The 25,939-nt window shown below is 72.3% G+C and carries 24 protein-coding genes, 1 tRNA gene, 3 pseudogenes and 1 riboswitch; of the genes and pseudogenes, 11 read left to right on the plus strand and 17 right to left on the minus strand.

The window, feature by feature from the left end; genetic code table 11:
* A partial coding sequence (locus B9S61_RS17640; protein WP_103543127.1) for a DoxX family membrane protein occupies positions 1 to 1,353 on the plus strand: 1,353 nt, incomplete at its 5' end.
* A gap of 104 nt (positions 1,354 to 1,457) precedes the next feature.
* On the opposite strand, the gene B9S61_RS17645 is transcribed toward B9S61_RS17640, so the two are convergent.
* The 3 genes from B9S61_RS17645 to B9S61_RS17660 all read right to left on the minus strand — a co-directional run bounded on the left by B9S61_RS17645 (position 1,458) and on the right by B9S61_RS17660 (position 4,188).
* Positions 1,458 to 2,192, minus strand: coding sequence for a nucleotidyltransferase family protein (locus tag B9S61_RS17645; RefSeq protein WP_103543128.1), 735 nt, complete (start codon positions 2,190 to 2,192; stop codon positions 1,458 to 1,460).
* 241 nt (positions 2,193 to 2,433) lie between these two features.
* Positions 2,434 to 2,889: a hypothetical protein gene (locus B9S61_RS17655; protein WP_103543130.1), complete on the minus strand. Its 456-nt coding sequence runs from the start codon at positions 2,887 to 2,889 to the stop codon at positions 2,434 to 2,436.
* Positions 2,890 to 3,099: 210 nt separating this feature from the next.
* Positions 3,100 to 4,188, minus strand: a complete 1,089-nt coding sequence (locus tag B9S61_RS17660) for an ABC transporter ATP-binding protein (RefSeq protein WP_103543131.1) — start codon at positions 4,186 to 4,188, stop codon at positions 3,100 to 3,102.
* A gap of 373 nt (positions 4,189 to 4,561) precedes the next feature.
* On the opposite strand from B9S61_RS17660, the gene B9S61_RS17665 reads away from it, so the two are divergent.
* Positions 4,562 to 4,635, plus strand: a tRNA-Thr gene (locus B9S61_RS17665).
* A 40-nt stretch (positions 4,636 to 4,675) separates the two neighbouring features.
* Here the strand turns inward: B9S61_RS17665 and B9S61_RS17670 are convergent.
* The 3 genes and pseudogenes from B9S61_RS17670 to B9S61_RS17680 form a co-directional block, all read right to left on the minus strand.
* Positions 4,676 to 5,062: pseudogene (locus tag B9S61_RS17670) on the minus strand (aminoglycoside phosphotransferase family protein); the annotation flags it as partial.
* A pseudogene (locus B9S61_RS42380) lies at positions 5,055 to 5,252 on the minus strand (oxidoreductase); the annotation flags it as partial. The pseudogenes B9S61_RS17670 and B9S61_RS42380, both read right to left, overlap by 8 nt.
* A 55-nt stretch (positions 5,253 to 5,307) precedes the next feature.
* Positions 5,308 to 6,468 (minus strand): NAD(P)-binding protein, encoded by a 1,161-nt coding sequence (locus B9S61_RS17680; RefSeq protein WP_103543132.1) that lies wholly within the window; start codon positions 6,466 to 6,468, stop codon positions 5,308 to 5,310.
* 133 nt (positions 6,469 to 6,601) lie between these two features.
* On the opposite strand from B9S61_RS17680, the gene B9S61_RS17685 reads away from it, so the two are divergent.
* Positions 6,602 to 7,279 carry a pentapeptide repeat-containing protein gene (locus B9S61_RS17685; RefSeq protein WP_181007409.1) on the plus strand — a complete coding sequence of 226 codons (678 nt, stop codon included), beginning with the start codon at positions 6,602 to 6,604 and terminating at the stop codon, positions 7,277 to 7,279.
* Between the two features lie 10 nt (positions 7,280 to 7,289).
* Here B9S61_RS17685 and B9S61_RS17690 read toward each other — a convergent pair whose 3' ends face one another.
* Positions 7,290 to 7,790, minus strand: a complete 501-nt coding sequence (locus B9S61_RS17690; protein WP_103543160.1) for a hypothetical protein — start codon at positions 7,788 to 7,790, stop codon at positions 7,290 to 7,292.
* 82 nt (positions 7,791 to 7,872) lie between these two features.
* On the opposite strand from B9S61_RS17690, the gene B9S61_RS17695 reads away from it, so the two are divergent.
* Positions 7,873 to 9,297, plus strand: a complete 1,425-nt coding sequence (locus B9S61_RS17695; protein WP_103543133.1) for a M1 family metallopeptidase — start codon at positions 7,873 to 7,875, stop codon at positions 9,295 to 9,297.
* Here the strand turns inward: B9S61_RS17695 and B9S61_RS17700 are convergent.
* Both B9S61_RS17700 and B9S61_RS17705 read right to left on the minus strand, forming a co-directional pair.
* The gene (locus B9S61_RS17700) at positions 9,203 to 9,808 is read right to left on the minus strand and encodes a hypothetical protein (RefSeq protein WP_258039713.1); all 606 of its coding nucleotides are present in this window, start codon (positions 9,806 to 9,808) and stop codon (positions 9,203 to 9,205) included. The two genes, B9S61_RS17695 and B9S61_RS17700, sit on opposite strands and share 95 nt — an antisense overlap.
* Positions 9,809 to 10,008: 200 nt before the next feature.
* Positions 10,009 to 10,584, minus strand: a complete 576-nt coding sequence (locus tag B9S61_RS17705; RefSeq protein WP_103543134.1) for a TerD family protein — start codon at positions 10,582 to 10,584, stop codon at positions 10,009 to 10,011.
* Positions 10,585 to 10,735: 151 nt separating this feature from the next.
* Here B9S61_RS17705 and arfB point away from each other — a divergent pair, with 151 nt between their 5' ends.
* On the plus strand, positions 10,736 to 11,173 hold the full coding sequence (arfB, locus tag B9S61_RS17710; protein WP_103543135.1) for an alternative ribosome rescue aminoacyl-tRNA hydrolase ArfB: 438 nt from the start codon (positions 10,736 to 10,738) through the stop codon (positions 11,171 to 11,173).
* A 431-nt stretch (positions 11,174 to 11,604) separates the two neighbouring features.
* On the opposite strand, the gene B9S61_RS17715 is transcribed toward arfB, so the two are convergent.
* Positions 11,605 to 12,078, minus strand: a complete 474-nt coding sequence (locus tag B9S61_RS17715) for a GNAT family N-acetyltransferase (RefSeq protein WP_103543136.1) — start codon at positions 12,076 to 12,078, stop codon at positions 11,605 to 11,607.
* A 74-nt stretch (positions 12,079 to 12,152) separates the two neighbouring features.
* The gene (locus tag B9S61_RS17720) at positions 12,153 to 12,737 is read right to left on the minus strand and encodes a flavin reductase family protein (protein ID WP_103543137.1); all 585 of its coding nucleotides are present in this window, start codon (positions 12,735 to 12,737) and stop codon (positions 12,153 to 12,155) included.
* Positions 12,738 to 13,052: 315 nt separating this feature from the next.
* Here B9S61_RS17720 and cdgB point away from each other — a divergent pair, with 315 nt between their 5' ends.
* Together cdgB and B9S61_RS17730 are read left to right on the plus strand one after the other, a co-directional pair.
* Positions 13,053 to 14,759 carry a diguanylate cyclase CdgB gene (cdgB, locus tag B9S61_RS17725; RefSeq protein ID WP_103543138.1) on the plus strand — a complete coding sequence of 569 codons (1,707 nt, stop codon included), beginning with the start codon at positions 13,053 to 13,055 and terminating at the stop codon, positions 14,757 to 14,759.
* 116 nt (positions 14,760 to 14,875) lie between these two features.
* Positions 14,876 to 15,811 carry a carbohydrate-binding protein gene (locus tag B9S61_RS17730; protein WP_103543139.1) on the plus strand — a complete coding sequence of 312 codons (936 nt, stop codon included), beginning with the start codon at positions 14,876 to 14,878 and terminating at the stop codon, positions 15,809 to 15,811.
* Here B9S61_RS17730 and B9S61_RS17735 read toward each other — a convergent pair whose 3' ends face one another.
* From B9S61_RS17735 to B9S61_RS17745, 3 genes are all read right to left on the minus strand, one after another.
* Entirely contained in the window at positions 15,812 to 16,741 is a 930-nt protein-coding gene (locus B9S61_RS17735; RefSeq protein ID WP_103543140.1) for a 1-phosphofructokinase family hexose kinase, read from the minus strand.
* A 121-nt stretch (positions 16,742 to 16,862) separates the two neighbouring features.
* Positions 16,863 to 18,047, minus strand: coding sequence for an N-acetylglucosamine-6-phosphate deacetylase (gene nagA / locus B9S61_RS17740; RefSeq protein ID WP_103543141.1), 1,185 nt, complete (start codon positions 18,045 to 18,047; stop codon positions 16,863 to 16,865).
* On the minus strand, positions 18,047 to 18,985 hold the full coding sequence (locus B9S61_RS17745; protein ID WP_374936222.1) for an ROK family protein: 939 nt from the start codon (positions 18,983 to 18,985) through the stop codon (positions 18,047 to 18,049). The genes nagA and B9S61_RS17745 overlap by 1 nt, the downstream gene beginning before the upstream one ends.
* 154 nt (positions 18,986 to 19,139) lie before the next feature.
* Here B9S61_RS17745 and B9S61_RS17750 point away from each other — a divergent pair, with 154 nt between their 5' ends.
* From B9S61_RS17750 to B9S61_RS43460, 3 genes and pseudogenes are all read left to right on the plus strand, one after another.
* Complete coding sequence (locus tag B9S61_RS17750; RefSeq protein WP_103543143.1) at positions 19,140 to 20,408, plus strand: extracellular solute-binding protein; 1,269 nt, start codon at positions 19,140 to 19,142, stop codon at positions 20,406 to 20,408.
* 10 nt (positions 20,409 to 20,418) lie between these two features.
* Positions 20,419 to 20,694 (plus strand): DUF3263 domain-containing protein, encoded by a 276-nt coding sequence (locus tag B9S61_RS17755; protein WP_258039714.1) that lies wholly within the window; start codon positions 20,419 to 20,421, stop codon positions 20,692 to 20,694.
* A pseudogene (locus tag B9S61_RS43460) lies at positions 20,645 to 20,828 on the plus strand (hypothetical protein); the annotation flags it as partial. The gene B9S61_RS17755 and the pseudogene B9S61_RS43460, both read left to right, overlap by 50 nt.
* A gap of 100 nt (positions 20,829 to 20,928) precedes the next feature.
* On the opposite strand, the gene otsB reads toward B9S61_RS43460, so the two are convergent.
* From otsB to B9S61_RS17770, 3 genes are all read right to left on the minus strand, one after another.
* Positions 20,929 to 21,792, minus strand: a complete 864-nt coding sequence (otsB, locus tag B9S61_RS17760; protein ID WP_103543144.1) for a trehalose-phosphatase — start codon at positions 21,790 to 21,792, stop codon at positions 20,929 to 20,931.
* Between the two features lie 57 nt (positions 21,793 to 21,849).
* Positions 21,850 to 23,253, minus strand: coding sequence for a trehalose-6-phosphate synthase (locus B9S61_RS17765; protein ID WP_181007410.1), 1,404 nt, complete (start codon positions 23,251 to 23,253; stop codon positions 21,850 to 21,852).
* 109 nt (positions 23,254 to 23,362) lie between these two features.
* Positions 23,363 to 24,334, minus strand: a complete 972-nt coding sequence (locus tag B9S61_RS17770) for a glucosyl-3-phosphoglycerate synthase (RefSeq protein ID WP_103543146.1) — start codon at positions 24,332 to 24,334, stop codon at positions 23,363 to 23,365.
* 137 nt (positions 24,335 to 24,471) lie between these two features.
* A riboswitch (SAM riboswitch) is annotated at positions 24,472 to 24,619 on the plus strand.
* Positions 24,620 to 24,637: 18 nt separating this feature from the next.
* Here B9S61_RS17770 and thrC point away from each other — a divergent pair.
* Entirely contained in the window at positions 24,638 to 25,936 is a 1,299-nt protein-coding gene (gene thrC / locus B9S61_RS17775; protein ID WP_103543147.1) for a threonine synthase, read from the plus strand.
* Positions 25,937 to 25,939: the final 3 nt, after the last annotated feature.

Genomic DNA, 25,939 nt, shown 5'->3' on the forward strand with positions numbered 1-25,939 from the left:
GACGACACCGGCGCCCACCGACTGCTCCAGGCCGTGCGGCAGCACGAAGGCGTCCGCCACGCCGACGACCTGTTCACCGACTCCGGAGCCACCCGGGTCCTGCCCCACGCGGGTACCGGGTACGACGACGGTCCGGCCACCCAGCCCCTCGAGAGCCCCTTCGTCGGCGCCCAGCGCGGCCCCGGCGACGGGCCCCTGCTGCCCCCGATGCGCCCCTCCGGCAGCATCTACGACGAACCCGGCCACGACCTCGCCCACGACACCGCGGACTACGACGGGCCCGTCCACGACGACGAGTTCCGGAGCGCCGGCCGGCGCGGCAGGCGGCACGGCGACGAACCGGCCCGGCACGCCTACTACCCCGGCCGCCGGCTGAACCTCGGCGTCGTCCTGCTCCCTCTGCGCGTCTTCCTCGGCGGCATCTCGATCTACGCCGGGATGAGCAAGCTCTGCGACCCGCTGTACTTCGAGGGCGGCAGACGCGGCTCCATGGTCAAGTGGCTGCACACCCTGCACCCCTGGGAAGTCGCCGAGCCCCTGCGCCAGTTCGCCCTCGAGCACCCCATCGGCTCCGGGCTGGCCATCGCCTTCGCCCAGGTCGTCGTCGGTGTCCTCACCGTCCTCGGCTGCTGGCAGCGGGTGGCCGCCGTCGCCGGGGCGGCACTCTCCGCGGCGCTGCTGGTCACCGTCAGCTGGAAGAGCGTCCCCGCCTACGAGACGCCCGACATCATCTACCTCGCCGCCTGGTCGCCGCTGATCATCGCGGGCGCCCCCGTCTACTCCGTCGACGGCCGCCTCGCGGGAGCCGCCTGGCGCCGGCTCGGCCCCCGCGCGGACATCTGGGACCTGCGCGGCTACGTCCTGCGGCGCGGCGTCCTCATCACCTTCGTGGTGTGCGGGCTGACCATGCTCGTCGGCTCGCTGCTCGGCGGCGCCGTCCGCGACGCCGACCGGGTCGTCGTCCCCGGGCCCGGCGAGGCCCCGCGCAACGAGCTCCCGGGAACACCGCTGCCGGAGGACTCGGGCGAACGCCAGGAGGAGAAGCGGACCCCGTCCGCCTCCACCTCGCCGACCCAGGGCGCCACTTCGGGCTCGGCGAGTCCGTCCGCCGGGACCACCGCCCCCGGGGCGACCCAGGGCGCCGGCTCCGCCACCGGCGCACCCAGCCAGACCCAGGGCAGCACCGGCCAGGCCCCGCCCCAGCAGTCCTCCCCGGCCGGTCAGGCCCCGAGCACCACCTCCGGCCCGACCTCGGGCGGCGGCAGTTCCTCCGGAGGCGGCGGTGGCGGCGCCCCGAGCGGCGACGGCGGCTCCTCGGGAGAACCGGGTCTGGTGGGCGGCCTCCTGGGGTAGCCCCGCACCGGGGCGCGTCGGGTACGACGCGCTGACGACGGTGGGGTCCCGCACGCTTCGTCCGTGCGGGACCCCACCGTCGTACGTACGGGGATGACGCCGGGTCAGCGGCCGCCCTGCCCCGTCAGCTCCTTCGCGGCCTCCGTCAGGTCCTTCGCGGTGTCGATCGCCCGCCAGTAGGAGCCCTGGGGGATGGGGAACCCGGCGAGCCGGCGCTCACGCGCGAGACGCGGGAACGTGGTGCGTTCGTGGTCGCCGCGCTCCGGGAGCAGACCGGCGAACTCGGCGGAGAAGACGTACACCCCCGCGTTGATCTCGGAGGTCGACGGCGGGGCCTCGATGAAGTCGGTGATGTGGCCGAAGCCGTCGGTGCGCACCGCGCCCCACGGAATGCGCGGGCGGGCCAGCGCGAGGGTGGCGACGGCGTCCCGCTCGGTGTGGAAGTCGGCCATGTCGCGCAGCGAGAACCGGGTCCAGATGTCGCCGTTGGTGGCGTACCAGGGCTGGTCGGGGTGCGGGAGATGAGCGGCGGCGTACTTCAGGCCGCCGCCGCGGCCGAGGGGTTCCGTCTCGACGACCGTGGTGACGGAGACGGGCAGCTCGGTGGTCTCCAGCCACTTCTGCAGCACCTCGGCGAGATGGCCGCAGGAGACGACGACGTCGGTGACGCCCTCCTCGGCGAGCCAGGTGAGCTGATGGCCGATGATCGGGGTTCCCGTGCCGGGGATCTCGACCATCGGCTTCGGCCGGTCGTCGGTGTACGGACGGAGCCGGGAGCCCTGGCCGCCGGCCAGGATGACGGCTTGTACGGGGCGGGAGACGGCACGCGGGTCGGTCATGCCCGCACTTTACGCGGCGCTCGGCCGGGGGGTGCGGGCAGTCGGGCGGGTGCGCTTGTTGGTGCCGGTGCCGGTGCCGGTGCCGGTGCCGGTGCCGGGTGCTCCGTGCTCGGTGTGGGGGCTGGGCGGGGGGTGTGTGCGCTGCCCGGCGTTTGCGGGGTGCCGTCGCGCCCACCCGTGCCGCCCTGCGGCACGACTGCCCGCGGGGGGCGGAGGGCGCAGGGTGGGGGCTGGGTGTGGGTCAGGTGTTGGCCTTGACGACTCCCGAGGCGAAGGAGGTGTCGCAGACCGGGCGGGCGTAGGACTGGGCCTTGGTCGGGCCGTAGACGCGGACCGCGGCCTTGCCCAGGGAGCGGGCGATCGACGCGCAGTGCTTCGCCAGGGACGGGCGGTCGTTCACCGCCTGCTGGAGATGGGTGAGCGCCACACCCGGGTTCTCCTTCTGCAGTTCGACCAGCAGCGTGTCGCGCAGCACCTCGTGCGGCGCCCGTGCGCCGGCCCGCGACGACGCGCCGGAGGCGTCGGTGTCCGCGGCGGCGAGCACCGGGCTCGAGGGGGCGCCCGACCAGTTCACCCGCGCGACCGCGAGGGTCCCGGAGAGCACCAGGACGACGGGGAGGACAAGGGCGAGGGAACGGCCGATCCGACGGGCAGTGCCCCGGCCGCGTCGCGTCTGAGGGTCAATGGAGTGCTTCACGCGTGTGAGAGTAGCGTCCCGTAGCGGCATGAAAACATTCCGTCACCGTTACGGGGGACAGGGAACCTTCGATTCCGCGCGACGTGTTGACGCACACGGATCGAAATGACTGTTGTGCCGGGGTATTTGTCGACTACGTGGAGGGCCCCGCAGCGCGCTGCGGGGCCCTCCACGTCATCACGGCTCGATACGGCTCGCTGCCGGCCGCTCTCAGTCGGACAGGCGCGCACCGGTCGACGTCGAGAACACGTGGGTCTCACCCGGACGCGGCACGACGTGGAGCTCGCTGCCCTTCTCCGGGACCTCGCGGCCGCCGACGCGGACCACGATGTCCGTGGTCTCGCCGCCGACCCGCGCGGTGCCGTAGACGAACGCGTCGGAGCCCAGCTCCTCGACGACGTTGACGGTGACCGCGACACCCTGGTCGGAGTCGGTGCCGGCCACGTCGAAGTGCTCGGGACGGACGCCGACGGTGACGGTCTTGTCGGTGGCCGAGGCCAGCGCGTCACGCTGCACCGGCACCACCGAGTTGCCGAACTTCACGCCGCCGTCGGCGATCGGGACCTCGATCAGGTTCATGGCGGGAGAGCCGATGAAGCCGGCCACGAAGAGGTTCGCGGGCTTGTCGTACATGTTGCGCGGGGTGTCGACCTGCTGGAGCAGACCGTCCTTGAGGACCGCGACCCGGTCGCCCATGGTGAGGGCCTCGACCTGGTCGTGGGTGACGTAGACGGTGGTGATGCCCAGGCGGCGCTGGAGCGACGCGATCTGCGTACGGGTGGAGACGCGGAGCTTGGCGTCCAGGTTGGACAGCGGCTCGTCCATGAGGAACACCTGCGGCTCACGCACGATGGCGCGGCCCATGGCGACACGCTGGCGCTGACCACCGGAGAGCGCCTTCGGCTTGCGGTCCAGGTACTCGGTGAGGTCGAGGATCTTCGCGGCCTCTTCGACCTTCTGCCGGATCTCCGCCTTGTTGACGCCGGCGATCTTGAGCGCGAAGCCCATGTTGTCGGCGACCGACATGTGCGGGTAGAGCGCGTAGTTCTGGAACACCATGGCGATGTCCCGGTCCTTCGGCGGCAGATGGGTGACGTCGCGGTCGCCGATGCGGATGGCGCCGCCGTTGACGTCCTCGAGCCCCGCGAGCATGCGGAGCGAGGTGGACTTGCCGCAGCCGGACGGGCCGACGAGGACGAGGAACTCGCCGTCCGCGATCTCGATGTCCAGGGCGTCGACGGCGGGCTTGGTGGAGCCGGGGTAGACCCGGGTCGCCTTGTCGAACGTGACAGTGGCCATGGTGAATGGTCCCCTTCTACCGGCAGGAACGTGCCGGACGATCCGAGTAGGAAGGTGGTGCCACGACGGGTGTTCCGTTGTGGTGTGGTCCATATGAGTGAACTGGCACAGGACGGTACCTGGCGTTCACCTGGTCTGTCAGTAGTTCCAGGGCCGTGAATTCCTCGGAAACTTTCGATCATGAGCGTGACGGTCCGGTTTCGTACGTGATCACTGCTCGCGCGCGTACCGGTCCGCCGGCACGGGGAGGAGAAGGTGGCGTACGCCTTCGAGTACGAGGTGGAGTGAGCCGGCGGGGCCGCCCTCCATAGTGCGTGGCCCGGCGAAAGCGGCACTGTGTACAGTGGACCAGCCTTCGCGCGCGCCGCGCGGTGCCTCCTTAGCTCAGCTGGCCAGAGCAACGCACTTGTAATGCGTAGGTCGTCGGTTCGAATCCGACAGGGGGCTCAGCGAATCCCAGGTCAAGACAGTTTTGGCCTGGGATTTTTCATGTCGTGCGGCCGCGCAGGCGGCGGGCGATCTCCAGGTCGTTCTCGTCGAGGGGGCGGCCGTCCTCGATCTCCCACAGGCAGTTCTGCAGCAGGCGGCCGTGCGTCCACGCGCGCGCACGTGCGCGGTCCAGGCCGAGGATGTCGGTCATGGCGTCGAAGCGCCAGATGACGTCGTCGGGGTCGAAGCGGTTGGCCAGGGCGGGCCAGAGGTCGAAGCCGGGGTCGCCGGCCAGGGGTTTGGGGTCGATGGCGAGCCAGGGGGCGCGGTCGGAGGCGAGGACGTTCTCGTCGTGCAGGTCCCAGTGCAGGAGGCGGTCGCCGGGTTCGCCGGTGACCTCGCGTACGGCGGCGGCGCAGTCGGCGACGAGGCGGCGGGCGGCCGGGGACGGTCGGCAGGGTGGCCGGGGCCGGTGCGGGGCCTTGCATGCCTTCGCGCAGGGCCGTGTCCAGGAGGTGGACGCCGGCCGCGCGGACGGCGATGCGGACCTGGCCGGGGCCCGGCCGTGGGTCCTCGGCCTCTTCGTGGGTGAGGTTCTCGGCGGGGCCGAAGGCGTGCAGGCGGATGGCGTGCATGTGGGATTCCCCCAGGGGTCGGGTCGTGCGCCGTTACGGTTCCCACGGTGTGACCTCAAGCATGCTTGAGGTCAAGTGTGTTCCGGCCGAGGGCGAGGGAGACGGCCGTCAGGGCGCTGTTGAAGGAGACCTCCGAGAGCACGCCGGGCGCGGCGACCTGGTCGCCGGCGAGGTAGACGCCGTCGCCCCGGTCGATGGCGGGCCGGTCCCGCCAGCTGGTGCCGGGCGGGTCGACGGCGCCGGTGCGGCCGTTCGCCACCGCCTGCTGCCGCCAGGTGACCCGCCCGCGCCAGCCCTTGAAGGCGAGGTCGAGCAGTTCCTCCGCGCGGGCGGTGCCGTCTGCCCTGGACTGGTGGGGGGCGATGGGGATCTGGCCCTGGACGAGCTGTTCGCCGGCCGGGGCGAGGGTGCGGTCCTGTGCGGTGAACCGCTCGAGCCAGCCGGGTGCGTCGAGGTCGGAGACGGCGAAGGCGTCGCCGCGGCGGGTGCGCAGGGCGAGGTCGATCAGGACGGTGCGGCCGCTCGGCCAGGTCAGTGTGGGGTCGCCGAGGAGGTTGCGGGCGGAGTCCAGCGTGGTGGCGACGACGACCGGGGTGCCGGTGGGCACCGTGCCGACGCGGGACAGGGTCTCCATCCGTACGCCCAGGTTCCACGCGCGGGCGGCCATCCGGTCGATGAGGCAGCCCCAGCCGCCGCGCGGGTAGTGCGCCTCCGGGGGAAGCCGGGTGGCGCGGCGCAGGCGCTCCTGGACGAACGCGGCGGACAGGGAGCCGGGGTCGTGGTGGAAGAGCGCGACCGCCGCGTAGTGGGCGGCGGCCCGCGCGCCCTCCTCGCCGGCGATCGTGGTGGCCCAGGTGCGGAAGTCGGTGTCGACGGGGGCCTCGGTGCCGGTGTGGCGCAGCAGTCTCAGCAGGGCGAAGGGCGGGGTGCGGCGCAGGGTGCCCCGGTGGCGGAGCCGGAACCGGGTTGCTTCCAGGGGCGGGACGGGGGCGAGCGGCCCGACGAGGCCGCGCCTGCGGAGCCAGGTCCAGTGGGGGCCGCCGTTGTAGAGGGCGTGGGGTCCGTCGTTGGTCCGGTAGGGGCCCTCGGCGGTGCGGGCGCGGCCGCCGAGGGTGTGGTGGGCTTCGTGGACGGTGACCTTGGCGCCCGCCTCGGCGGCGGTGATGGCCGCGGTGAGTCCGGCGAAGCCGCCGCCGATGACGGTGATGCGGTGCATGGCTGGGGTGTCTCCCTTGCTCGGGGTCGCCTTGCGGCTGTGCGAGGGAGACGGATCGAGCGGGCCGGAATGTGACATGCGGGGGTTTTCGCAGGTCGGGGGGATTGTCAGTGGTGGGGTGCAGCATGGGGTCATGGTGAGGAGAGCGGGCGGTGGTCCGGTGGTGAGGGCGGCGCGGCGCCCGGAGCTGCGGCTGCCGGTGCTGGAGCGGTACGAGGGGGGTGGGCTGGAGCCGGACGGGGACTACGACGGGCTGGAGTTCCGGGAGGCCGACTTCGCCGGGCAGGACGGCGGCGGGGCGCGTTTCATGGACTGTGCGCTGCGGGGGTGCGTGCTGGACGAGACGCGGCTGTCCCGGGCGCGGGTACTGGACTCGGTGCTGGCCGGTGTCCGGGGGGTGGGGACGGATCTCGCCGAGGCGACACTGCGCGACGTCGAGCTGACCGACGCGCGGCTCGGGGGGACGCAGTTGCACGGGGCGGGGCTGGAGCGGGTTCTGATCCGCGGCGGCAAGATCGATTTTCTGAACCTGCGCGGGGCCCGGCTCAAGGACGTGGTCTTCGAGGGCTGTGTGCTGGTCGAGCCGGACTTCGGCGGGGCGCGGCTGGAGCGCGTGGAGTTCGTGGACTGCGTGCTGAGGGGCGCGGACCTCTCGGGGGCGACGCTGAAGGACGTGGATCTGCGGGGTGCCGCGTCACTGGAGGTCGCGAGGGGGGTGGACCGGCTGTCGGGGGCGGTGATCAGCACGGCGCAGCTGCTGGATCTGGCGCCGGTGCTGGCGGGGGAGCTGGGGATCAGGGTGGAGGGCTGATCCGCCGGGGTCACCTCAGCCGGGGGAAGCGGGCCTGGATGGTCCAGATGGCCGGGTTCTCGGCGAGGTCGTCGTGGAGGTCGGTCAGGTCGGCGAGGAGGTCGTGGAGGAAGTCGCGGGCCTCGCGGCGGAGTTCGGTGTGGGAGAAGGTCAGTGGGGGCTCGCCGGCGGGCAGCCACTCGGCCTGGATGTCCACCCAGCCGAAGCGGCGTTCGAAGAGCAGACGGTCGGTGGACTCGGTGAAGTCCAGTTCCGCGTGCTGGGGCCGGGAGGCGCGGGAGCCGGCCGGGTCCCGGTCGATGTGCTCCACGATGTCGCACAGCGCCCACGCGAAGTCGAGTACCGGCACCCATCCCCAGGTTGTGGACAGTTCGCGGTCCGACTCGGTGTCGGCGAGGTAGACGTCGCCGCAGAACAGGTCGTGACGCAGGGCGTGGACGTCCACGCGGCGGTAGTCGGTCTGCGGGGGGTCGGGGAAGCGGTTGGAGAGGGCATAGCCGATGTCGAGCACGTGGGTGATGGTGTCATGGCGCGGCACACCGGCTCTCGCGGGATCCCGGAGGGTGCGCCCGCTGTCCTCGTAGGATCCGGGAGTGCGCCCCTACCGTCTCCGCTCCGGCTCCCGGGCCGTCGCCGCCGTCCTGCTCGCGGTGTCGTCGGCGGCGTGCGGAAGCGGTGCGGAAACCGGTTCCGACGGGTCCGGCGGGCCGGGCGCGGGTGACCCGTACTTCCCGCAGTCCGGCAACGGCGGTTATGACGTCCTGCACTACGCCCTCGGCCTCTCCTACGATCCCCGCGCCCACCGCCTCTCCGGCACCGCGACGATCACCGCCCGTGCGACGGGGGACCTCACCGCGTTCAACCTCGACCTCCGGGGTCTCGACGTCGAGGCCGTCACCGTCGGCGGCGTGCGCGCCCGGTGGAGCCGCGACGGCCAGGAGCTGACCGTCCGGCCGCGTGAGCGGCTCGACCGGGAGGGGCGCTTCCGTGTCGTCGTCCGCTACTCCGGCACCCCGGAGACCGTCACCGACCCGGACGGCTCCGAGGAGGGCTGGCTGCGCACCGCCGACGGGGCGCTGGCGCTGGGGCAGCCGGTGGGCTCGATGGCGTGGTTCCCGGGCAATCACCACCCGTCCGACAAGGCGACGTACAGCATCGCGGTGACCGTGCCGGAGGGGCTGCGTGCGGTGTCCAACGGGGAGCCGGACGGTGAGGAGACGAAGGGGGGCCGTACGACGTACCGGTGGCGGGTCGGTGAGCCGATGGCGAGCTATCTCGCCACCGTCGCCGTCGGCCGGTACGAGACCGGCCGTACGAAGACCCCCGGCGGGACGGCCGTGTACACGGCCGTCGACCCGGAACAGGCGGCGGCGAGCCGGGCGGTCCTCGCGCGGATTCCGGAGGTCGTGGCCTGGGCGGAGCGGACCTTCGGGCCGTATCCCTTCTCCTCCACGGGCGCGATCGTCGACCGTCCGGAGGACGTCGGGTACGCCCTGGAGACGCAGAACCGCCCCGTCTTTCCCGGCGCTCCCGACATCGGGCTGCTGGTCCACGAGATCGCCCACCAGTGGTACGGCAACTCCGTCACTCCGCGGACCTGGCGGGACATGTGGCTCAACGAGGGCTTCGCGACGTACGCGCAGTGGCTGTGGCAGGAGGATCACGGCGGCGGCAGCGCGCAGCAGACGTTCGACGCGCTGTACGCGGGCGGGTACTTCCCGGACGCGGAGAGCAACGAGGCGCTCTGGGCCTTCCCGCCGGCCGATCCGCCGGACGCGGCGCGCATCTCCGCCACCCCCGTGTACTGGCGCGGTGCGATGGTCCTGCACAAGGTCCGGCAGACGGTCGGCGACGACGCCTTCGCCGCCCTGCTGCGGGGCTGGGCGCAGGAGCACCGCCACGGCAACGCGGATACCGGGGAGTTCACGGCGTACGTGGAGGAGTCGGCGCCGGACAAGGACTTCGGCGGGATCTGGGAGGAGTGGCTCTACGGCGAGGGGCGGCCGGCGCGGCCGTGAGCCACGCCCGCGGCCGTGCCGCCCGGTGCCGCCTCGCGTGGGACCAGGTCACCGCGGTCATCAGGGCCGGGACGGCGAACAGCGGGGCGAAGGCGGCGGCCCGGACGGCCTGTGCGGTGCCGTCGGCCAGGTAGGTCCGGCTCTCGGCGGTGAAGGCGACCACGAGCTGCCACAGGGCCACCACGATCAGCGCGCCCGAGGCGGTCCAGGACAGCGCGGTGAGGGCCCGGGGACGCAGGGGACGCCACCGGTCGGTGACGAGCAGCAGGGGGAAGAGGGCGGCCGGTTCGGTGAGGACGGAGAGGCCGACGACGTAGGCGATGCCCCAGCCGGGGATGTCGAAGACATCGCGCAGCACCCGGTCGGTGTAGCCCACGTGGACGCCGGACGCCAGGGCGATGCGCCACAGGCCGGACGGGAGCGCGCAGAGCGCGATGGCGTGGGCGGTGCGACGGGCCCAGGCCGGAGCGGGACGCGGTGCGGGGAGGTGCGGAGCGGTCGCCGTGGTCATGCGGTTCATGCCGGCTGCGGACCGGGCGGCCGGTCTTCATGCGCTGGGCTGGTCCGTCTCCGCCGTGGGAGGGAGGGGCGCACCGGCCGGAGGGATGACCCGGTGAGGGCCGCAAGGGCCCCGGTACCCGCTCCGCCGCGCGCCGGAGTCCCGGCACGGCCGGTGGCCGTGCCGGGACTCCGTCACGGAGGCGGTGTCCGTCAGACGCTGACGCCGAAGTCCTGGGCGATGCCCACGAGACCCGAGGCGTAGCCCTGGCCGACCGCGCGGAACTTCCACTCCGCGCCGTTGCGGTACAACTCGCCGAAGACCATGGCGGTCTCGGTGGCCGCGTCCTCCGACAGGTCGTAGCGGGCGATCTCGGCGCCGCCGGCCTGGTTGAGGATGCGGATGTACGCGTTGCGCACCTGGCCGAAGTTCTGCGAGCGGTTCTCGGCGTCGTAGATCGACACCGGGAAGACGATCTTGTCTACGTCGGCCGGGAGCCCGGCCAGGTTGACGTTGATCGCCTCGTCGTCGCCCTCGCCCTCGCCCGTGCGGTTGTCACCGGTGTGGACGATGGTGCTGTCCGGGGTCTGCTTGTTGTTGAAGAACACGAAGTGGCCGTCCGAGTAGACCCTGCCCTGCGTGTTGACCGCGATCGCCGAGGCGTCGAGGTCGAAGTCCGTGCCGGTGGTGGTGCGGACGTCCCAGCCGAGGCCCACGGTGACGGCGGTCAGGCCCGGAGCCTCCTTGGTGAGCGAGACGTTGCCACCCTTGGACAGGCTTACAGCCATTGTTGGGAGTCCCTTCCCTCGTTTGCGTACGCCTAGAAGCTACAGCTACCACCTTGAACGCCGAGAGGGGTACGCGAGGTTCCGGCTCGCTTTACTTTCTTTACCCGGGATGCGGATATTCGGGTGACGTGACCCTGTCGGACGCGGGAACCTGTACGGCATGTCCGGTCCGTATGTCATCCGTGGCTCCGTCTCCCTGCCCGAGGCCGAGCTCATGTGGCGTTTCTCGCGGTCGTCCGGGCCGGGTGGGCAGCATGTGAACACCAGCGACTCCCAGGTCGAACTGCGCTTCGACCTGGCCGGTACCGGGTCGCTGCCCGAGGTGTGGAAGCAGCGGGCGCTGGAGCGGCTGGAGGGGCGGCTGACGGGCGGTGTGATCACTGTTCGCGCTTCGGAGCACCGCTCGCAGTGGCGCAACCGTGAGACGGCCGCCGTGCGGCTGGCCGCGCTGCTCGCGGAGGCGACCGCGCCGCCGCCGAGGCCGCGCCGGCCGACCCGTATTCCGCGCGGGATCAACGAACGGCGGTTGCGGGAGAAGAAGCAGCGGTCCGAGACGAAGCGGGGGCGCTCCGCGCGGGACTGGGGGTGACCTCGGGTTCGTTCGGGCGTGGCCCTGGCCCCCGGGCGTGGCCCTGGCCCCCTGGGCGTGGCCCTGGCCCCCTGGGCGTGGCGTCGGCCGCCTGCGGCTCCTGTGGGTCGGTTGGGCCGGAGGCCCGGGGGTGCCGCGTGAGGAGGCCTGCGGGTTCGTCGTGGTTGGTCGCGCAGTTCCCCGCGCCCCTTGGGGGCGCGTTGGCGCGGCGGGGGCGTGATCGGTGAGGGGGCTGCGCCTCCGTCGGGGGGTCCTGCGGGTTCGTCGTGGTTGGTCGCGCAGTTCCCCGCGCCCCTTGGGGGCGCGTTGGCGCGGCGGGGGCGTGATCGGTGAGGGGGCTGCGCCTCCGTCGGGGGGTCCTGCGGGTTGGTCGTGGTTGGTCGCGCAGTTCCCCGCGCCCCTTCGGGGCGCGATCGGGGACGAGGGTGTGTTCAGGTCAGGGGGAGTACGCCCACCGTTTCGTCTTCCGCGACCTCGCCGTTCTTGCGGAAGCCCAGGGTCAGGTAGAAGTTCTCGGGGCCGTGGTCGCCCGGGTGCCAGGTGACGTGGAACTCCTCGGTTCCCCTCCGGCGGAGCTCGTCGGCCACCGACTCGACGGCGAAACGGCCGTAGCCCTTGCCCTGTTCGTCCGCGGCGATGTTCAGCCGCCACAGGCCGGAGCGGATGACGCTGCCGCCGTCCCCGTGCCAGTCGATGTCGAGGAACGCCATGAGGAAGCCGACCGGGCGGTCGCCGTCCATGATCAGGCGGGGCCAGGCGTGGTCGGGACGGACGTACGCCTCGGCGAGGGAGTCCGCCACCGGGTCGACGGCGCATTCCTGGTCGGGGCGGACCCGTATGCCGAGGGCGGCTTTGAGGTTCTCGGGGGTGATCTCTTCGAGGCGTGGAGCCGTGGTCGTCGTCACCCCGGCACCGTAGGCGCGGAAATCCCCCGGCGTAAAAGGGATTTGGTGACCGGCGGAGAAAGGCCGCCCGATGTTCAGCCCAACTGCCGGTAACGGCCCCGGAAATACGTCAGGGGGCCGCCTTCCGCGCTCGGTACCCGAGCGGTCAGGACGCGGCCGATCACCAGGGTGTGGTCCCCGGCCGCCACCCGCTGCTCGGTGCGGCACTCCAGGGTCGCCAGCGCGCCGCCCACCAGTGGGGCCCCGCTGTACTCGCCGCGCCGGTAGGGAATGTCCGCGAACAGCAGGCGGTCACTGACGCGGCCCTTCATCGCGAAGCGGCCCGCGATGTGCCGCTGGCTCTCGGAGAGCACGGACACCGCCCACATCGGCTGTTCGTCGAGCAGATCGTCCATGCGGGAGCCGTCGCGCAGGCTGACCAGCACCAGAGGCGGGTCGAGGGAGACCGACAGGAACGCGGTCGCGGTCATGCCGACGTCCTCGCCGGCCGGTGCGCCGGGGTCGTCCGGGTCCAGCGGAGCCTCCTGCGCGGTCACCAGGACCACGCCGGCGGCCAGACGGGACAGGGCGTCGCGGAACTCGTCGTTGCTCACCCCCTCAGCATGCCGGGAGGGGGACGGAACGGTGATCGCGGCCGGGGCGGCGGGAGTGTTCAGCACACCGGAACGCTAATCTCCGCTCCACGGGCACCGCATCGGGCCGTGGCCCGAACCGGGACCTAGGACCAACGCCGGATCCGGGCCCAGTACCTACGCAACCGCCGCAATGAACGCGTTCGGTGAATGCGTGGGGAAACCACGGAAAGGTCACGCAATTGTTCATGTTTAGCTGTGACTTGAGTCACAAGGAGCGGGAATTGTTGACCCTGTGTACCGAGTGAGCAGCGCGCTGTGATTCAGTGGCGGGGAAGCTGATACGACGATACGCCGAAGAGAACCCTTGATTCGCTCCGAGGTCTCGGGGGGAGGGCGAGGATGGAGACCGAGTCGGAACCCTACGTTCGTCTTGCGTCGCTGCGGCAACTCCACCAGGCCATGGCCGACATGAACACGGCACGCAGCCTGGCGGACACGTTGCAGACGGTCGCGGACGGCGTCGTGAGCGCCCTCGGGTACGAGCTGGCGGCCGTCAACCTCGTACGTCCCGACGGTGATCTCGTGGTCGCCGCCCTGTCCGGCAACACCGCCGCCGAGGCACTGATCACCGGCCGGGCCGGATCACGCGACTCCTGGGACCGCCGCCTCGCCATGGGGGAACGCTGGGGCGACCTGGTCTTCATACCGCACACCGAGGGCTGGGTCCTCGACGACGACGACGTCCCGCAGTGGTACACCGATGGGCCCGCGCCCCGCTTCGAGGACGAGTGGCACCCCTCCGACCGGCTCTTCGCCCCGATGTACGCGCCCGGCCCGCAGGGCGGCGGCACCTCCGGCGAACTGGTCGGCGTGCTCTCCGTGGACCGCCCGCGCAACGGCCGGCGGCCCGGCGCCTGGGGCCGCGAGGCCCTCCAGATGTACGCCTTCCAGGCCGCCATCGCGATCAGCAACGCGCGTCTGCGTGCCAACATGCAGCGCGCCCTGGTCCGCCTCGAACGCGACCAGCAGGCGCTGCGGGCCAGCGAGGAGAGCTTCCGGCAGGCCTTCGAGTACGCCCCCTCCGGCATGGCCATCGCCGAGATGGGCGGCGACCAGCACGGCCGCATCCTGCGCACCAACGACGCCCTGTGCCGGCTGCTCGGCCGGCCCGCCTCCGCGATGCGCCGCTACTCCTTCTCCGACCTCGTCCACCCCGATGACATAGGCACCCTGCTGCGCACCTCCGCCGAGGGCGGCCGCGCCGAGCTGCGCCTGGGCCGCCGGGACGGCACCTTCGTCTGGGTCTCGCTGCGCAACTCGGTCGTCGCCGACGCCGCCGACGGGCCCCGCTTCCTCCTGACCCACGTCGAGGACATCGAGGAGCGCAAGCGCCGCGAGCTCCAGCTCGCCCACCGCGCCTCCCACGACTCGCTGACCGGACTGCCGAACTCCGCCGAGCTGAGGGCGCGGTTGTCCTCGCGGCTGTGCCGGCAGCCGCCGCAGGGCGGGCTGCCTGCCGACGTCGACTCCATGGAGCCCTTCGAGTCCTTCGAGTCCTTCGAGTCCTTCGACTCCCACGACGCCGCCTACGGCCCGCCCGCCTTCGACCGGGGTCACGACTTCGACTTCCCGCCCGGCGCCGAGGGCTACGACAACTTCGACCGCCACGTGCACACGATCGCGCCCGCCGCGGAGTTCGACGACGGCACCAAGGGGCTCGCGGTGCTCTTCTGCGACCTCGACGGGTTCAAGTCGATCAACGACCGGTTCGGGCACAACGCGGGGGACGCGGTGCTCATCGAGGTCGCCCGCCGGCTCGGCAACGGCGTACGGGACGGCGACACCGTCGCCCGGCTCGGCGGCGACGAGTTCGTGATCCTCGCCGACGGGCTCGGCCGGGCCGACGCGCAGGATCTCGCCGTACGGCTGCGCAACGAGATCATCCAGCCCATCCGGGCCGAGGGCCGGGCCGTACGGGTCGGCGCCAGCTTCGGCATCGGCTGGGCACATTGCGGGATGACCGCGGACGAAGTGCTGAAGTCGGCTGACGAGCGGATGTACGTCGAGAAACGATCTCGTCCCAAACAGCACAGACGGGCGGGATGAAGCGCAGGTCAGTGCGTTGATGCGATCCGGGTCACCCGATCGGGTCAGGGGAACCGGGTAGGCTCGCCTTCTCCGCACACGTACCACACCCGATCCGCAGCTAGGAGCACCAAGGGATGACGCCCGGCAACAACGGCGCGAGCACGCCCGAGGACGACGACCCGTTCGGCTACCTCTACGCCGACGGGCAGGCCAACGGGGCCCAGCCGCCGTCCGGCGGCGGCTACGGCTACCCGAACTCGGTCAACCGGGTGCGGCCGGTCGGAACCCGGCAGTACGGCCAGCAGGGCCCCGCTCCCCAGGCACCGCCGCAGCAGGGCGCCTACGCCCAGCCGAGCGCCAACTACGCCGCCCCGGAGACACTGCCCGGCGGCGCCACCACGACCTCGTCGCACCAGCCGTCGCACGGCGGCGGTGGCCGGGGCCGCGGTCCCAACACCAAGGGCCTCCTCATCGGCGCGATCGCGGTCGTCGCCGCGGTCGTCATCGGCATCGGCATCGCCATGATCGGCGGCGACGACGACGAGAAGGGCGGCGACCAGGCGGGCGCCGGCCCGACCCAGACCCAGGACCAGGGCGAGCCGAGCGCGCCGGCGAGCAAGGACGGGGCGGACGAGGAGAAGGCCGAACTGCCGACCATCGACGCGAAGGCGCTCCGCTTGGACGGGGGAGCGGTCACGGCCTCCGAGTTCGAGGGCGCGAAGGCGGACGGCGGCGTCTACGTGGCGGGTTTCAACAAGGTGGGCGCGAAGGTCACCTGGACCGTCGACGGCATGAAGGAAGGCACCTACCGGTTCTACGTGGGCTACGGCATCCCGGGTGAGGACGCCGACGCGACCGTGTCGGTCAACGGCAAGGCCGCGACCCGTCCGATGAACATGAAGAACTTCGGCGGAACGCCCAAGGGGGACTGGGAAAAGGGCTGGCAGACCACCTGGGCCAACGTGAACCTCACCGATGGCACCAACACCATCGAGCTCTCCTGCAACGAGGGCAACAAGTGCAACGTGGTCCTCGACCGGTTCTGGATCGCGGAGGAACCGAACGCCTAGCTAGGCCGCGTTCGCTTCCCTGGTCACCGTGGTGCCGGGCAGGAGTTCCTCGTAGGCCGTACGGTCGAATTCGCCGGCCACCGGGGAGAGGACTGTCGCCGCTGACAACGCGACCGCTCGGGACAGGCGGTCCGGCCAGGGCAGGTGCTCGACCAGGGCGGAGAGGATGCCCGCGACCGCCGAGTCGCCGGCGCCCGTCGGGTTGCCGGTCAGCCGGGCCGGCGGGGTGGCGTGCCAGCGGGCGTCCGGGGTGACCGCGAGAAGGCCCTGCGGGCCCAGGGAGGCGACCACCGTGCCGGCGCCCCGGCGGCGGGCGTCCTGGGTGGCGCGGAGCGGCTCGTGGAAGCCGGTGAGTTCGGCCAGTTCGTCGGCGTTGGGCTTGAGGATGTCGGGCCGGCCGGCGACCCCCCGGCGCAGTGCCGCGCCGCTGGTGTCGAGGAGGGCCGGGACCCCGGCCGCGCGGGCGGTGCGGATCAGGCCCGCGTACGCGCCCACCGGGACCCCCGGGGGCAGGCTGCCGCACAGCGCCACCGCCGAGGCGGAGGCCAGCAGGTCCTCGTACACCTCCTGGAACGCGAACCACTCGGCGTGGCTGACGGCCGGGCCGGGCTCGTTGAGCTGGGTGGTGTCGCCGGAGCGCGCGTCGACGACGGCGACGGTGCGCCGGGTGGTGCCGGAGACCGGCACCAGCGCGTCCGTCAGGTGCGGGACCTCGGTGAGGCGGTCGCGCAGGACGCGGCCCGTCGTGCCGCCGGAGAAGCCGGTGACCGTCACCTCGTGGCCGAGGGCGACGAGCACCCGGGCCACGTTGACCCCCTTGCCGCCGGGGCGTTCGGTCACCTCGGAGACCCGGTGGGAGGAGCCCGCCCGCAAGGACGGTATGCGGTAGGTGATGTCGAGAGCGGTGTTCAGTGTGACCGTCAGGATCACCGGACCGGCCTCCTCCCTGCGGTGCGTGCGCCATTCGTCTTCCCGGGGGCACGATCATGCCAAACGGACGGCGCTCGGCCCACCCCCCGGACCGGCCACCGTCCGTCGGCCGGGGGACGGATCAGGCCGGTCGGGGATCGATCACCCATTCCCCCCGGCGCATCACGCCCACCAGATCGAACCCGGCGTCCAGAACCACCAGGTCGGCGTCCTTTCCGGGTTCCAGGGAGCCGATCCGGTCGTCCAGGCCGAGCAGCCGGGCCGGGTTGGCGGAGATCGCCGCGACGACGTCCTCCACCGGCAGCCCGTCCACCGTCACCGCCCGCTTGAAGGCACGGTCCAGGGTGAGCGTGGAGCCGGCGATCGAGCCGCCCTCCACCAGCCGGGCCACCCCGTCCGCGACCTCGACCTCCAGCGTGCCCAGCATGTAGCGGCCGTCGCCGAAACCGGCCGCGTCCATCGCGTCGGTGATGAAGGCGACCCGGTCCGGGCCGGCGTGGTGGAAGGCGAGCTGGAGGGCGGCCGGATGCAGGTGCGTGCCGTCGTTGATCAGCTCGACGGTGACCCGTTCGTCCTCGAGGAGCGCGGCGATCGGGCCCGGGGCGCGGTGGCCGAGCGGCGGCATCGCGTTGAAGAGGTGGGTGGCGACGGTCGCTCCCGCGTCGATGGCCAGGAGCGTCTGCTCGTACGTGGCGTCCGTGTGCCCGACGGCCGCGATCACCCCGTGCTCGGCGAGCAGCCGTACCGAGTCCAGGCCGCCCGGCAATTCGGTGGCCAGCGTCATCATCCTCGCCTGCCCGTGCGCCGCGTCGACCAGCTTGCGCACCTCGGCCGGGTCGGGGTCGCGCAGCAGCTGCTCGTCGTGCGCGCCCTTGCGGCAGGGGGAGATGAAGGGCCCTTCGAAGTGGATGCCGGCGATGTCGCCCTGCTGGGCCAGCTCCGCCAGCATCCCGGCGTGCCGGGCGAGGAAGTCCAGGTCACCGGTGACGGCTGAGGCGACCACCGTGGTGGTGCCGTGCGTGCGGTGGGTGTGCACGCCCTTGAGGACGTCCTCGGCGGTGCCGCCGGCGAAGGACGCACCGCCGCCGCCGTGGTTGTGCAGGTCGACGAAGCCGGGCACCAGCCAGTGGCCGGAGAGATCGACCTGCTCGGCGTCGACGGGCGCCTGCCCCGGACCTTCGGCAGGCTCCGGCCCGGGGGGACCCCCACCCGCGATCCGCGTGCCCTCGACGATCACGCGGCCGTCGTCCACGGTCCCGGTGGGCAGGACCACCCGGGCACCGGCGAGAACCTTGGTGGGGGCCATCAGGTGGTTACCTCCGAGGGGTACGAGGGATTCGAGGGGTTCAAGGGTGCAGTGATGTCGTCGTCGATCAGGTCCCAGGCGAGGAGCCCCGCGCCCAGGCATCCGGCGGTGTCCCCGAGGGCGGCGGGGACCAGGGACGGCAGCTTCTGGAAGGTGACCCGCCGCCGGACGGCCTCCCGCAGCGGCGTGAACAAGGTTTCCCCCGCCTCGGCGAGCCCGCCACCGATGATCAGCGCCCGGGGGTCCAGCAGGGTGAGCGCGGTGACCAGCCCGTCGGCGAACGCGTCCACCGCCTCCTGCCACACCTGACCGGCCCGTACGTCACCGGACTCGACGGCCTTCGCGCAGTCCGCCGCGTCCGCGCCCGGGTCGCCGCAGGCCGCGGCCCATGCCTCGCTCACGGCGGCCGCGGACGCGAACCGCTCCAGGCAGCCGCGCTGCCCGCACGGACAGGGGGCGCCCCCGGGCCGTACGACGATGTGGCCGATCTCGCCGGCGAAGCCGTGCGCGCCCGCCTCCACCCGGCCGTCGATGCCGATGGCACCCGCGATACCGGTGCCCAGCGGTACGAACAGGAAGCGGTCGGCGCCCTGTCCGGCGCCGATGCGGCCCTCGGCGAGGCCGCCGGTGCGCACGTCGTGGCCGAGGGCGACGGGGATGCCGCCGAGCCGCTCGGTGAGCAGAGCGCGCAGCGGGACGTCGCGCCAGCCGAGGTTGGCCGCGTAGACGGCGACGCCCTCCGCCTCGTCGACGATGCCGGGGACGGCGACACCGGCGGCGGACGCGGCCTCGCCGTGCCGGTCGATGCCGTGGGCGTGCAGTTCCGCCGCGAAGTCGAGGATGTCCGCGACGACCGCGTCCGGGCCGCGCTCGCGGCCGGTGGGCCGGCGGGCCTGATGCAGCAGTTCGCCGTCCGGCCCGACCAGGGCGGCCTTCATCCCGGTGCCGCCCACATCGAGGGCGATGACATGTTTCACGTGGAACAGTGTGGCCCCCCGACCCGGGAGAGGTCTAGTCCACTCACGTGGTGGAGACCTTATTCCGATTATCGAAACTTCGGATGGCGCGAAGCGCCGGACAGGGGCGAGGCACGTGCAGCGGCGGGTCAGGACAGGGGCGATCGCGGTGGTGTCCGCACTGGGACTGACGGGAGTCCTCGGCGGATGCGGGACCGGCGGCGGATCGTCCGACGTGACCCTGCGTCTCGTCGCCGCCGACTACGGCACCGGTGCGGCCAACAGTTCCGAGAAGTACTGGTCCGCACTGGTCGACCGGTACGAGTCCGACCACCCCGGTGTGGAGATCGACGTCAGCGTGTACTCCTGGAACGACGTCGACCGCGAGGTCAAGGAGATGGTCGACGCCGGCGACCCGCCGGACATGGCGCAGATCGGCGCGTACGCCGACTACGCGGCCGAGGGCCGGCTCTACCGGGCCGGTGACCTGCTCTCCATCCCCGTCCAGGCGGACTTCCTCTCGCAGCTGTCCGTCGCGGGTGAGGTCAACAGCGTGCAGTACGGCATGCCGTTCGCCGCGTCCACGCGCGTGCTGTTCTACAACAAGGAGCTGTTCGACGAGGCGGGCCTCACCCCGCCGGCGACCTGGGACGAACTCGCCGAGAACGCCGAGGCGCTCGAGGAGCGGGGCGTGACCTACCCGTACGCGCTGCCGCTCGGGCCGGAGGAGGCGCAGGCCGAGGCCATGCAGTGGATGCTCAGCGGCGACGGCGGCTACACCGACCTCGGGGACACCTACGCCATCGACTCCACGGAGAACGTCGAGACCTTCAGCTGGCTGCGCGACGAACTGGTCGGCAAGGACCTCACCGGGCCCGTCGCGCCCGGCAAGCTCGACCGGGCCAAGGCGTTCGAGGCGTTCGCCGCCGGTGACGTCGGCATGCTCAACGGGCACCCCTCGCTGATGGAGACGGCCGGGAAGAAGGGCGTGAAGTACGGCATGGTGCCGACGCCGGGGGTCGACGGCGAGAGCTCCTCCACCCTCGGGGTCGCCGACTGGATGATGGCCTTCAAGGAGCCCGGCCACCGCGACCAGGTCGGTGACTTCCTCGATTTCGTCTACAGCGAGAAGAACGTGCTCGACTTCTCCCGCGAGTACAACCTGCTGCCGGTCACCGGCTCCGCGTCCCGCGCGATGGCCGCATCCGAGCAGGACAAGGACCTGGCGCCGTTCCTCGACCAGCTGCCGGCCTCGGAGCTCTACCCGGTCGGCAACATGTCCTGGGCGGCGGTCAACGCGCAGATCAAGAAGCAGATCGGCAAGGCGGTGGCGCCCGGCGGCAGCCCCGCGGGGGTGCTGGGCGGGCTCCAGGCCGCGGCCACGCGTGCGGAGAGCGCGGGGTAGCCTGCGGCACATGGACCAGGGGGACGAGCACACCGAGGCCGGGGCGGAGGCCGGGGACGGGGACGGGCTGGGCCGGCGCGGGCGGGACGTCCTCGCGCTGGAACGCCGGGGCTTCGCCGGGCCCGGCGTGAAGGAGCGCGCGATCCGCGAGGAGCTGGGGCTGGCTCCGGTGCGCTACTACCAGCTCCTCAACGCCCTGCTGGACGATCCCCGGGCGCTGGCCCACGACCCGGTGACGGTCAACCGGCTGCGCCGGGTGCGGGAGGCGCGCCGCGCGGAGCGGTGAGGGGCGCGGCCGCTTCGGCCGTCCGAGGGGTTCTTCGCCCCCGCCGCCCCTTCCCTTCCCGTCCCCGGGGCTGTGCCCCGGACCCCCTTCGGTCCTGCGGACCTCGTCCTCAAGCGCCGGACGGGCTGCTCAGGGCATGCTGTCCGCCAGGGACCGCACGGCCCTGCGGGCCTTGTCCTCAAGCGCCGGACGGGCTGTATAGAGCATGGTGGCCGCCGGTGACCGCTCTCAAGCTCAGGGCATGCTGTGTGCCAGTGACCGCAGCAGGCGTACGACGCCGGCCGGGCCGTCGGTCACCACGTCGGCGCGTTCGCGCAGCTCCGTGACCTCGTTGCTGCCGCTGCAGACGAGGAGGCCGGGGGTGCCGGCGGAGCGGAGTTCGTCGACGGCCGAGTAGGCGGCCAGGTCACCGAGGTCGTCACCGGCGTAGAGGACCGAACCGGCGCCGATCTCGCGGGCGTACTCCGTCAGGGCGACGCCCTTGTCCATGCCGGGCGGGCGCAGCTCCAGCACCATGCGGCCGGGTTCGACGACGAGGCCGTGCCGGGTGGCGAGGTCGGTGAGGGGTCCGCGCAGGGCATCGAACGCGGCCTCGGGATCGGCGGCCCTGCGGGTGTGGACGGCCACCGCACGGCCGCCCTTCTCCTCGATCCACGTGCCCTGCCCCGCGCCGGACCGGTCGAGGAGGCCAGGCAGCTCCTCATGGGCGGCGGCGACCCCGGGGTGCGCGGCGGGCGCGGTGACCGCACCCGTCGCGGCGTCCCAGCGCTCGGCGCCGTAGTGGCCGAGGACGACGAGGTGTTCCAGGCCGGGGACGCCCGCGAAGCCGCCGTTGCGGACCGCGACACCCGCCGGGCGGCCGGTGACGACCGCGACCGAGGCCACCTTGGGGGCGAGCTCGGCGAGCGCGGGCACCGCGTCGGGGTGGGCGCGGGCCCGCTCGGGGTCCTCCACGATCGGCGCGAGCGTCCCGTCGAAGTCGAGGGCGATCAGTGCCTTGTCCGGTTGGGTGAGCAGCGCCTCCAGCCCGTCCCGTCCGGCCTGTGTGGCGGGCGTCGGCGTGGCACTCGGGTCCGTGGAGTCCGTATGGCTGGCCATACCGTCCAACCTATCCACGCCTGCCCCCGCGCACGCCTGCGCGACCGGCCGTACCGGTCAGGCGGGCGGCCGCACGGCGCGCAGTGCGTCCAGTTGCTCCAGGAACCAGCGGGCCGGGGGGAGCGCGGTGGCCGAGGCGGCCAGGCGCTTGGTGCGGTCGGTCCGCTCGCCCGGGCCCATGGTCAGGGCCTCGTGCAGGGCGCCGGCCGTCTCGACGACGTCGTACGGGTTGACCGTGATCGCGTCCTCGCCCAGCTCCTCGTGGGCGCCCGCCTCCCGCGACAGCACGAGTGCGCAGCCCGCGTCGGAGACGACCGGGACCTCCTTGGCGACCAGGTTCATACCGTCGCGGATGGGGTTGACCAGCGCCACGTCGGCCAGCCGGTACGCGGCGAGGGAGCGTGCGAAGTCGTCCTTGACGTGGAGGACGACGGGCCGCCAGTCGGGCGTGCCGTACTGCTCGTTGATCTCCTCCGCGAGCCGCTGCACCTCGGCGGTGTAGTCGCGGTAGACGGCGAGATCCTGCCGGGAGGGGTAGGCGAAGGCGACGTGCACGACGCGTTCACGCCACTCGGGGCGGTCGTCCAGGAGCTGCCGGTACGCCAGCAGGCCCCGCACGATGTTCTTCGACAGCTCGGTGCGGTCCACCCGGACGATCGTCCGGCGCCCCTCCCCGATCTCCTCCCGCAGCGCGGTGATCCGCTCCTCGACGTCCGCCTCGTGGGCGCGGGCGCGCAGGAAGTCCGCGTCGGCGCCCAGACCGTGCACGCCCACCGCGGTGTCCCCGAGGCCGTCCGCGAACCGCTCGGCGCACGCGGTGAACGCGTCCGCCCAGCGCCGGGTGAGGAAGCCCAGCCGGTCGGCGCCGAGCATCCCGCGCAGCAGCTGCCGCGCGATGTCGCCGGGCAGCATCGCGAAGTACTCCTCAGGCGCCCACGGTGTGTGCGAGAAGTGGGCGATGCGCAGGTCGGGGCGGAGTTCGCGGAGCATCCCGGGGACGAGGGTCAGGTGGTAGTCCTGGACCAGCACCGCCGCGCCCCGCGCCGCCTCCTCGGCCAGCGCCTCGGCGAACGCGCGGTTGTAGCTCTCGTACGACGCCCACCGGCGGCGGAACGCGGCGTCGAAGACCGGTTCCAGCGGGGTCTGGTACAGCATGTGGTGCACGAACCACAGCACCGAGTTGGCGATCCCGTTGTACGCGTCCGCGTGGACGTCCGCCGGGATGTCCAGCATCCGCACGCCGTCCTCGCCGGCCCCGCGCCGCACCGCCTCGCGGTCGCCGTCGGACAGCGCCGAGCACACCCACAGCGCGTCCGCCTCCGGGCCGATCGCCGACAGCCCGGACACCAGCCCGCCACCGCCCCGCTTCGCCCGCAGCGACCCGTCGTCCACAACCTCGTACGAGACCGGCCCCCTGTTGGAGGCGACCAGCACCTGAGCAACACCGAAGCTTGAAGCCATACGCCTCAACCTAGCCCGCCCCTCACAACCTCAAACGTGGCCGCCCGTCACTCCGGTGATGATTCGGTCACACGTCCCGCGCGCGGGAGCCGCGGCGCGGACCGGCCGGTCAGGCCACCCTGCGGGCCTGGTACTCGGCTATGGCCGTCATCGGGGGGCGTTCCTCCGTGTCGATGGAGTAGGTGCGGGGTTCGAAAGTGGTGTCGGTGCGTTCGAACTGGGTGAGTGACGGGCGGATCAGGTGGCCGCGGGCCAGGCGGAGCTGGGCGGTGCGGTAGATCGCGGCGGCCATCCGGCCGAGGGCCTGGCCGTCCTGGTGCCGGTGCTTGCGCACCCCGACGTCGACCTGGGCCAGCGCGTCCAGGCCCACCAGGTGCAGCGCGTCGACCAGCATGCCGAGCTCGACGCCGTACCCGACCGGGAAGGGGAGCTGTTCGAGGAGGGAGCGGCGGGCCGCGTACTCGCCGCCCAGCGGCTGGACGAAACCGGCCAGCTGCGGCCAGTGCATGTTCAGCAGCGGGCGGGCCATCAGCTCCGTGACCCGGCCGCCCTGGCCGGCCGCGACCGTGCCGGCGGCGCGTCCGTCGGACACCGTGAGGGGGCGGTCGTACATGGCCTTGACCAGGTGGACGTCCGACTCGGTGAGCAGCGGGCCGACGATGCCGGAGACGAAGTCGGAGGAGAACTCCCGCAGGTCCGCGTCAATGAAGCACACGATGTCGCCCGACGTGACCAGCAGCGAGCGCCACAGCACCTCACCCTTGCCGGGCACCGCCGGGAGCCGGGGCAGGATGGTGTCCCGGTGCACCACCGTCGCGCCCGCTGCCGCCGCCGCCTCGGCCGTGCGGTCGGTCGAGCCCGAGTCGACCACCACGACCTCGTCGACCAGCGGAGCCCCGAGCACCAGATCGCGGCGGACGGCCGACACGATCTCGCCGACCGTGGCCTCCTCGTTCAGCGCCGGCAGCACCACGCTCACCGTCTGCCCGGTGGCCCGTTTCGCCGCCAGGATCCGGTGGAGCGGGCGGTCGGCCACGGACCAGGACCGGTCGCTCAGCCAGCGCTCGACTTCTTCCAGCACGGTCCCCGGCTCCTCACTGGCCTGTGATCCATCTCGCGGTTCGGACGGACTGTCTCGACCCTCCAGGCCTCGGTTACAGTCTTGAACAACGCCGATGACCCTCGCATGCCGGGGTCACCGAGCCGACAACTGAACACCGCTCATCCAGAGGGGCAGAGGGATACGGCCCGATGAAGCCCCGGCAACCCTCCAGTCGGTTCCTGTCACGCGGACGTGGCGAGGCTCCCGGCTAGGGAAGGTGCCAAATCCGTCTCACGGCGAGATGCGTCGTGAGGAAGATGAGGAGAAAGGGCCTCGCCTCACATGGCTGTGCAGACTGTTGCAAGCACCACCGGATCCGCCGCCGCGAACACCGTCGACCTGGGCCCCGCCGCCGCGCTCTCCTGCCGCGAATGCGGTCACCGGGTGCCTCTCGGCCCGGTCTTCGCCTGCGAGGAGTGTTTCGGCCCGCTGGAGATCGCCTACGACTTCTCGGCGTACGACACCGACGAGCTCCGCAAGCGGATCGAGGCGGGACCCGCCAACATCTGGCGCTACGCCCCCCTGCTGCCCGTCCCGGCGGACGTGGCGACGAAGCCGAACATCAACCCCGGCTGGACCAAGCTGGTCCAGGCCGACAACCTCGCGCGTGAGCTCGGTGTCGACCCCGGCAAGCTGTTCGTCAAGGACGACTCCGGCAACCCCACGCACTCCTTCAAGGACCGCGTCGTCGCCCAGGCCATCGAGGCGGCCCGTGCCTTCGGCTTCACCACCCTCTCCTGCTCCTCCACCGGCAACCTGGCCGGAGCGGTCGGTGCCGCCGCCGCCCGGGCGGGCTTCCGCTCCTGTGTGTTCATCCCGCACGACCTGGAGCAGGGCAAGGTCGTCATGGCCGCCGTCTACGGCGGCGAACTCGTCGGCATCGAGGGCAACTACGACGACGTGAACCGTTTCTGCTCCGAGCTGATCGGCGACCCGGCCGGCGAGGGCTGGGGCTTCGTCAACGTCAACCTGCGGCCGTACTACGCGGAGGGGTCCAAGACCCTCGCGTACGAGATCTGCGAGCAGCTCGGCTGGCAGCTCCCGGACCAGCTCGTCATCCCGATCGCCTCCGGCTCGCAGCTCACGAAGATCGACAAGGGGCTGCAGGAGCTGATCGGGCTCGGCCTGGTCGAGGACAAGCCGTACAGGATCTTCGGCGCGCAGGCCGAGGGGTGCTCGCCGGTGTCCACCGCGTACAAGGCGGGCCATGACGTCGTACGTCCGCAGAAGCCGGACACGATCGCGAAGTCGCTGGCGATCGGGAACCCGGCGGACGGGCCGTACGTCCTGGACATCGCCCGGCGCACGGGCGGTGCGGTCGAGGACGTGAACGACGAGCAGGTCGTCGACGCGATCCGGCTGCTCGCGCGGACCGAGGGGATCTTCGCGGAGACCGCCGGCGGTGTGACCGTGGGAGTCGCCAGGAAGCTGCTGGAGAGCGGGGCGCTCGACCCGTCCCTGACCACCGTGGTGCTCAACACCGGGGACGGTCTGAAGACGCTGGACGCGGTGGCGGGCACCGGGTTGACTGCGACGATTCGTCCCAGTCTGGAGTCGTTCCGTGAGGCCGGGCTCGTCTAGAAG

Origin of the sequence: Streptomyces sp. SM1, from assembly GCF_002910825.1 — a bacterium.
In the GTDB taxonomy this organism is placed as follows: domain Bacteria; phylum Actinomycetota; class Actinomycetes; order Streptomycetales; family Streptomycetaceae; genus Streptomyces; species Streptomyces okerensis.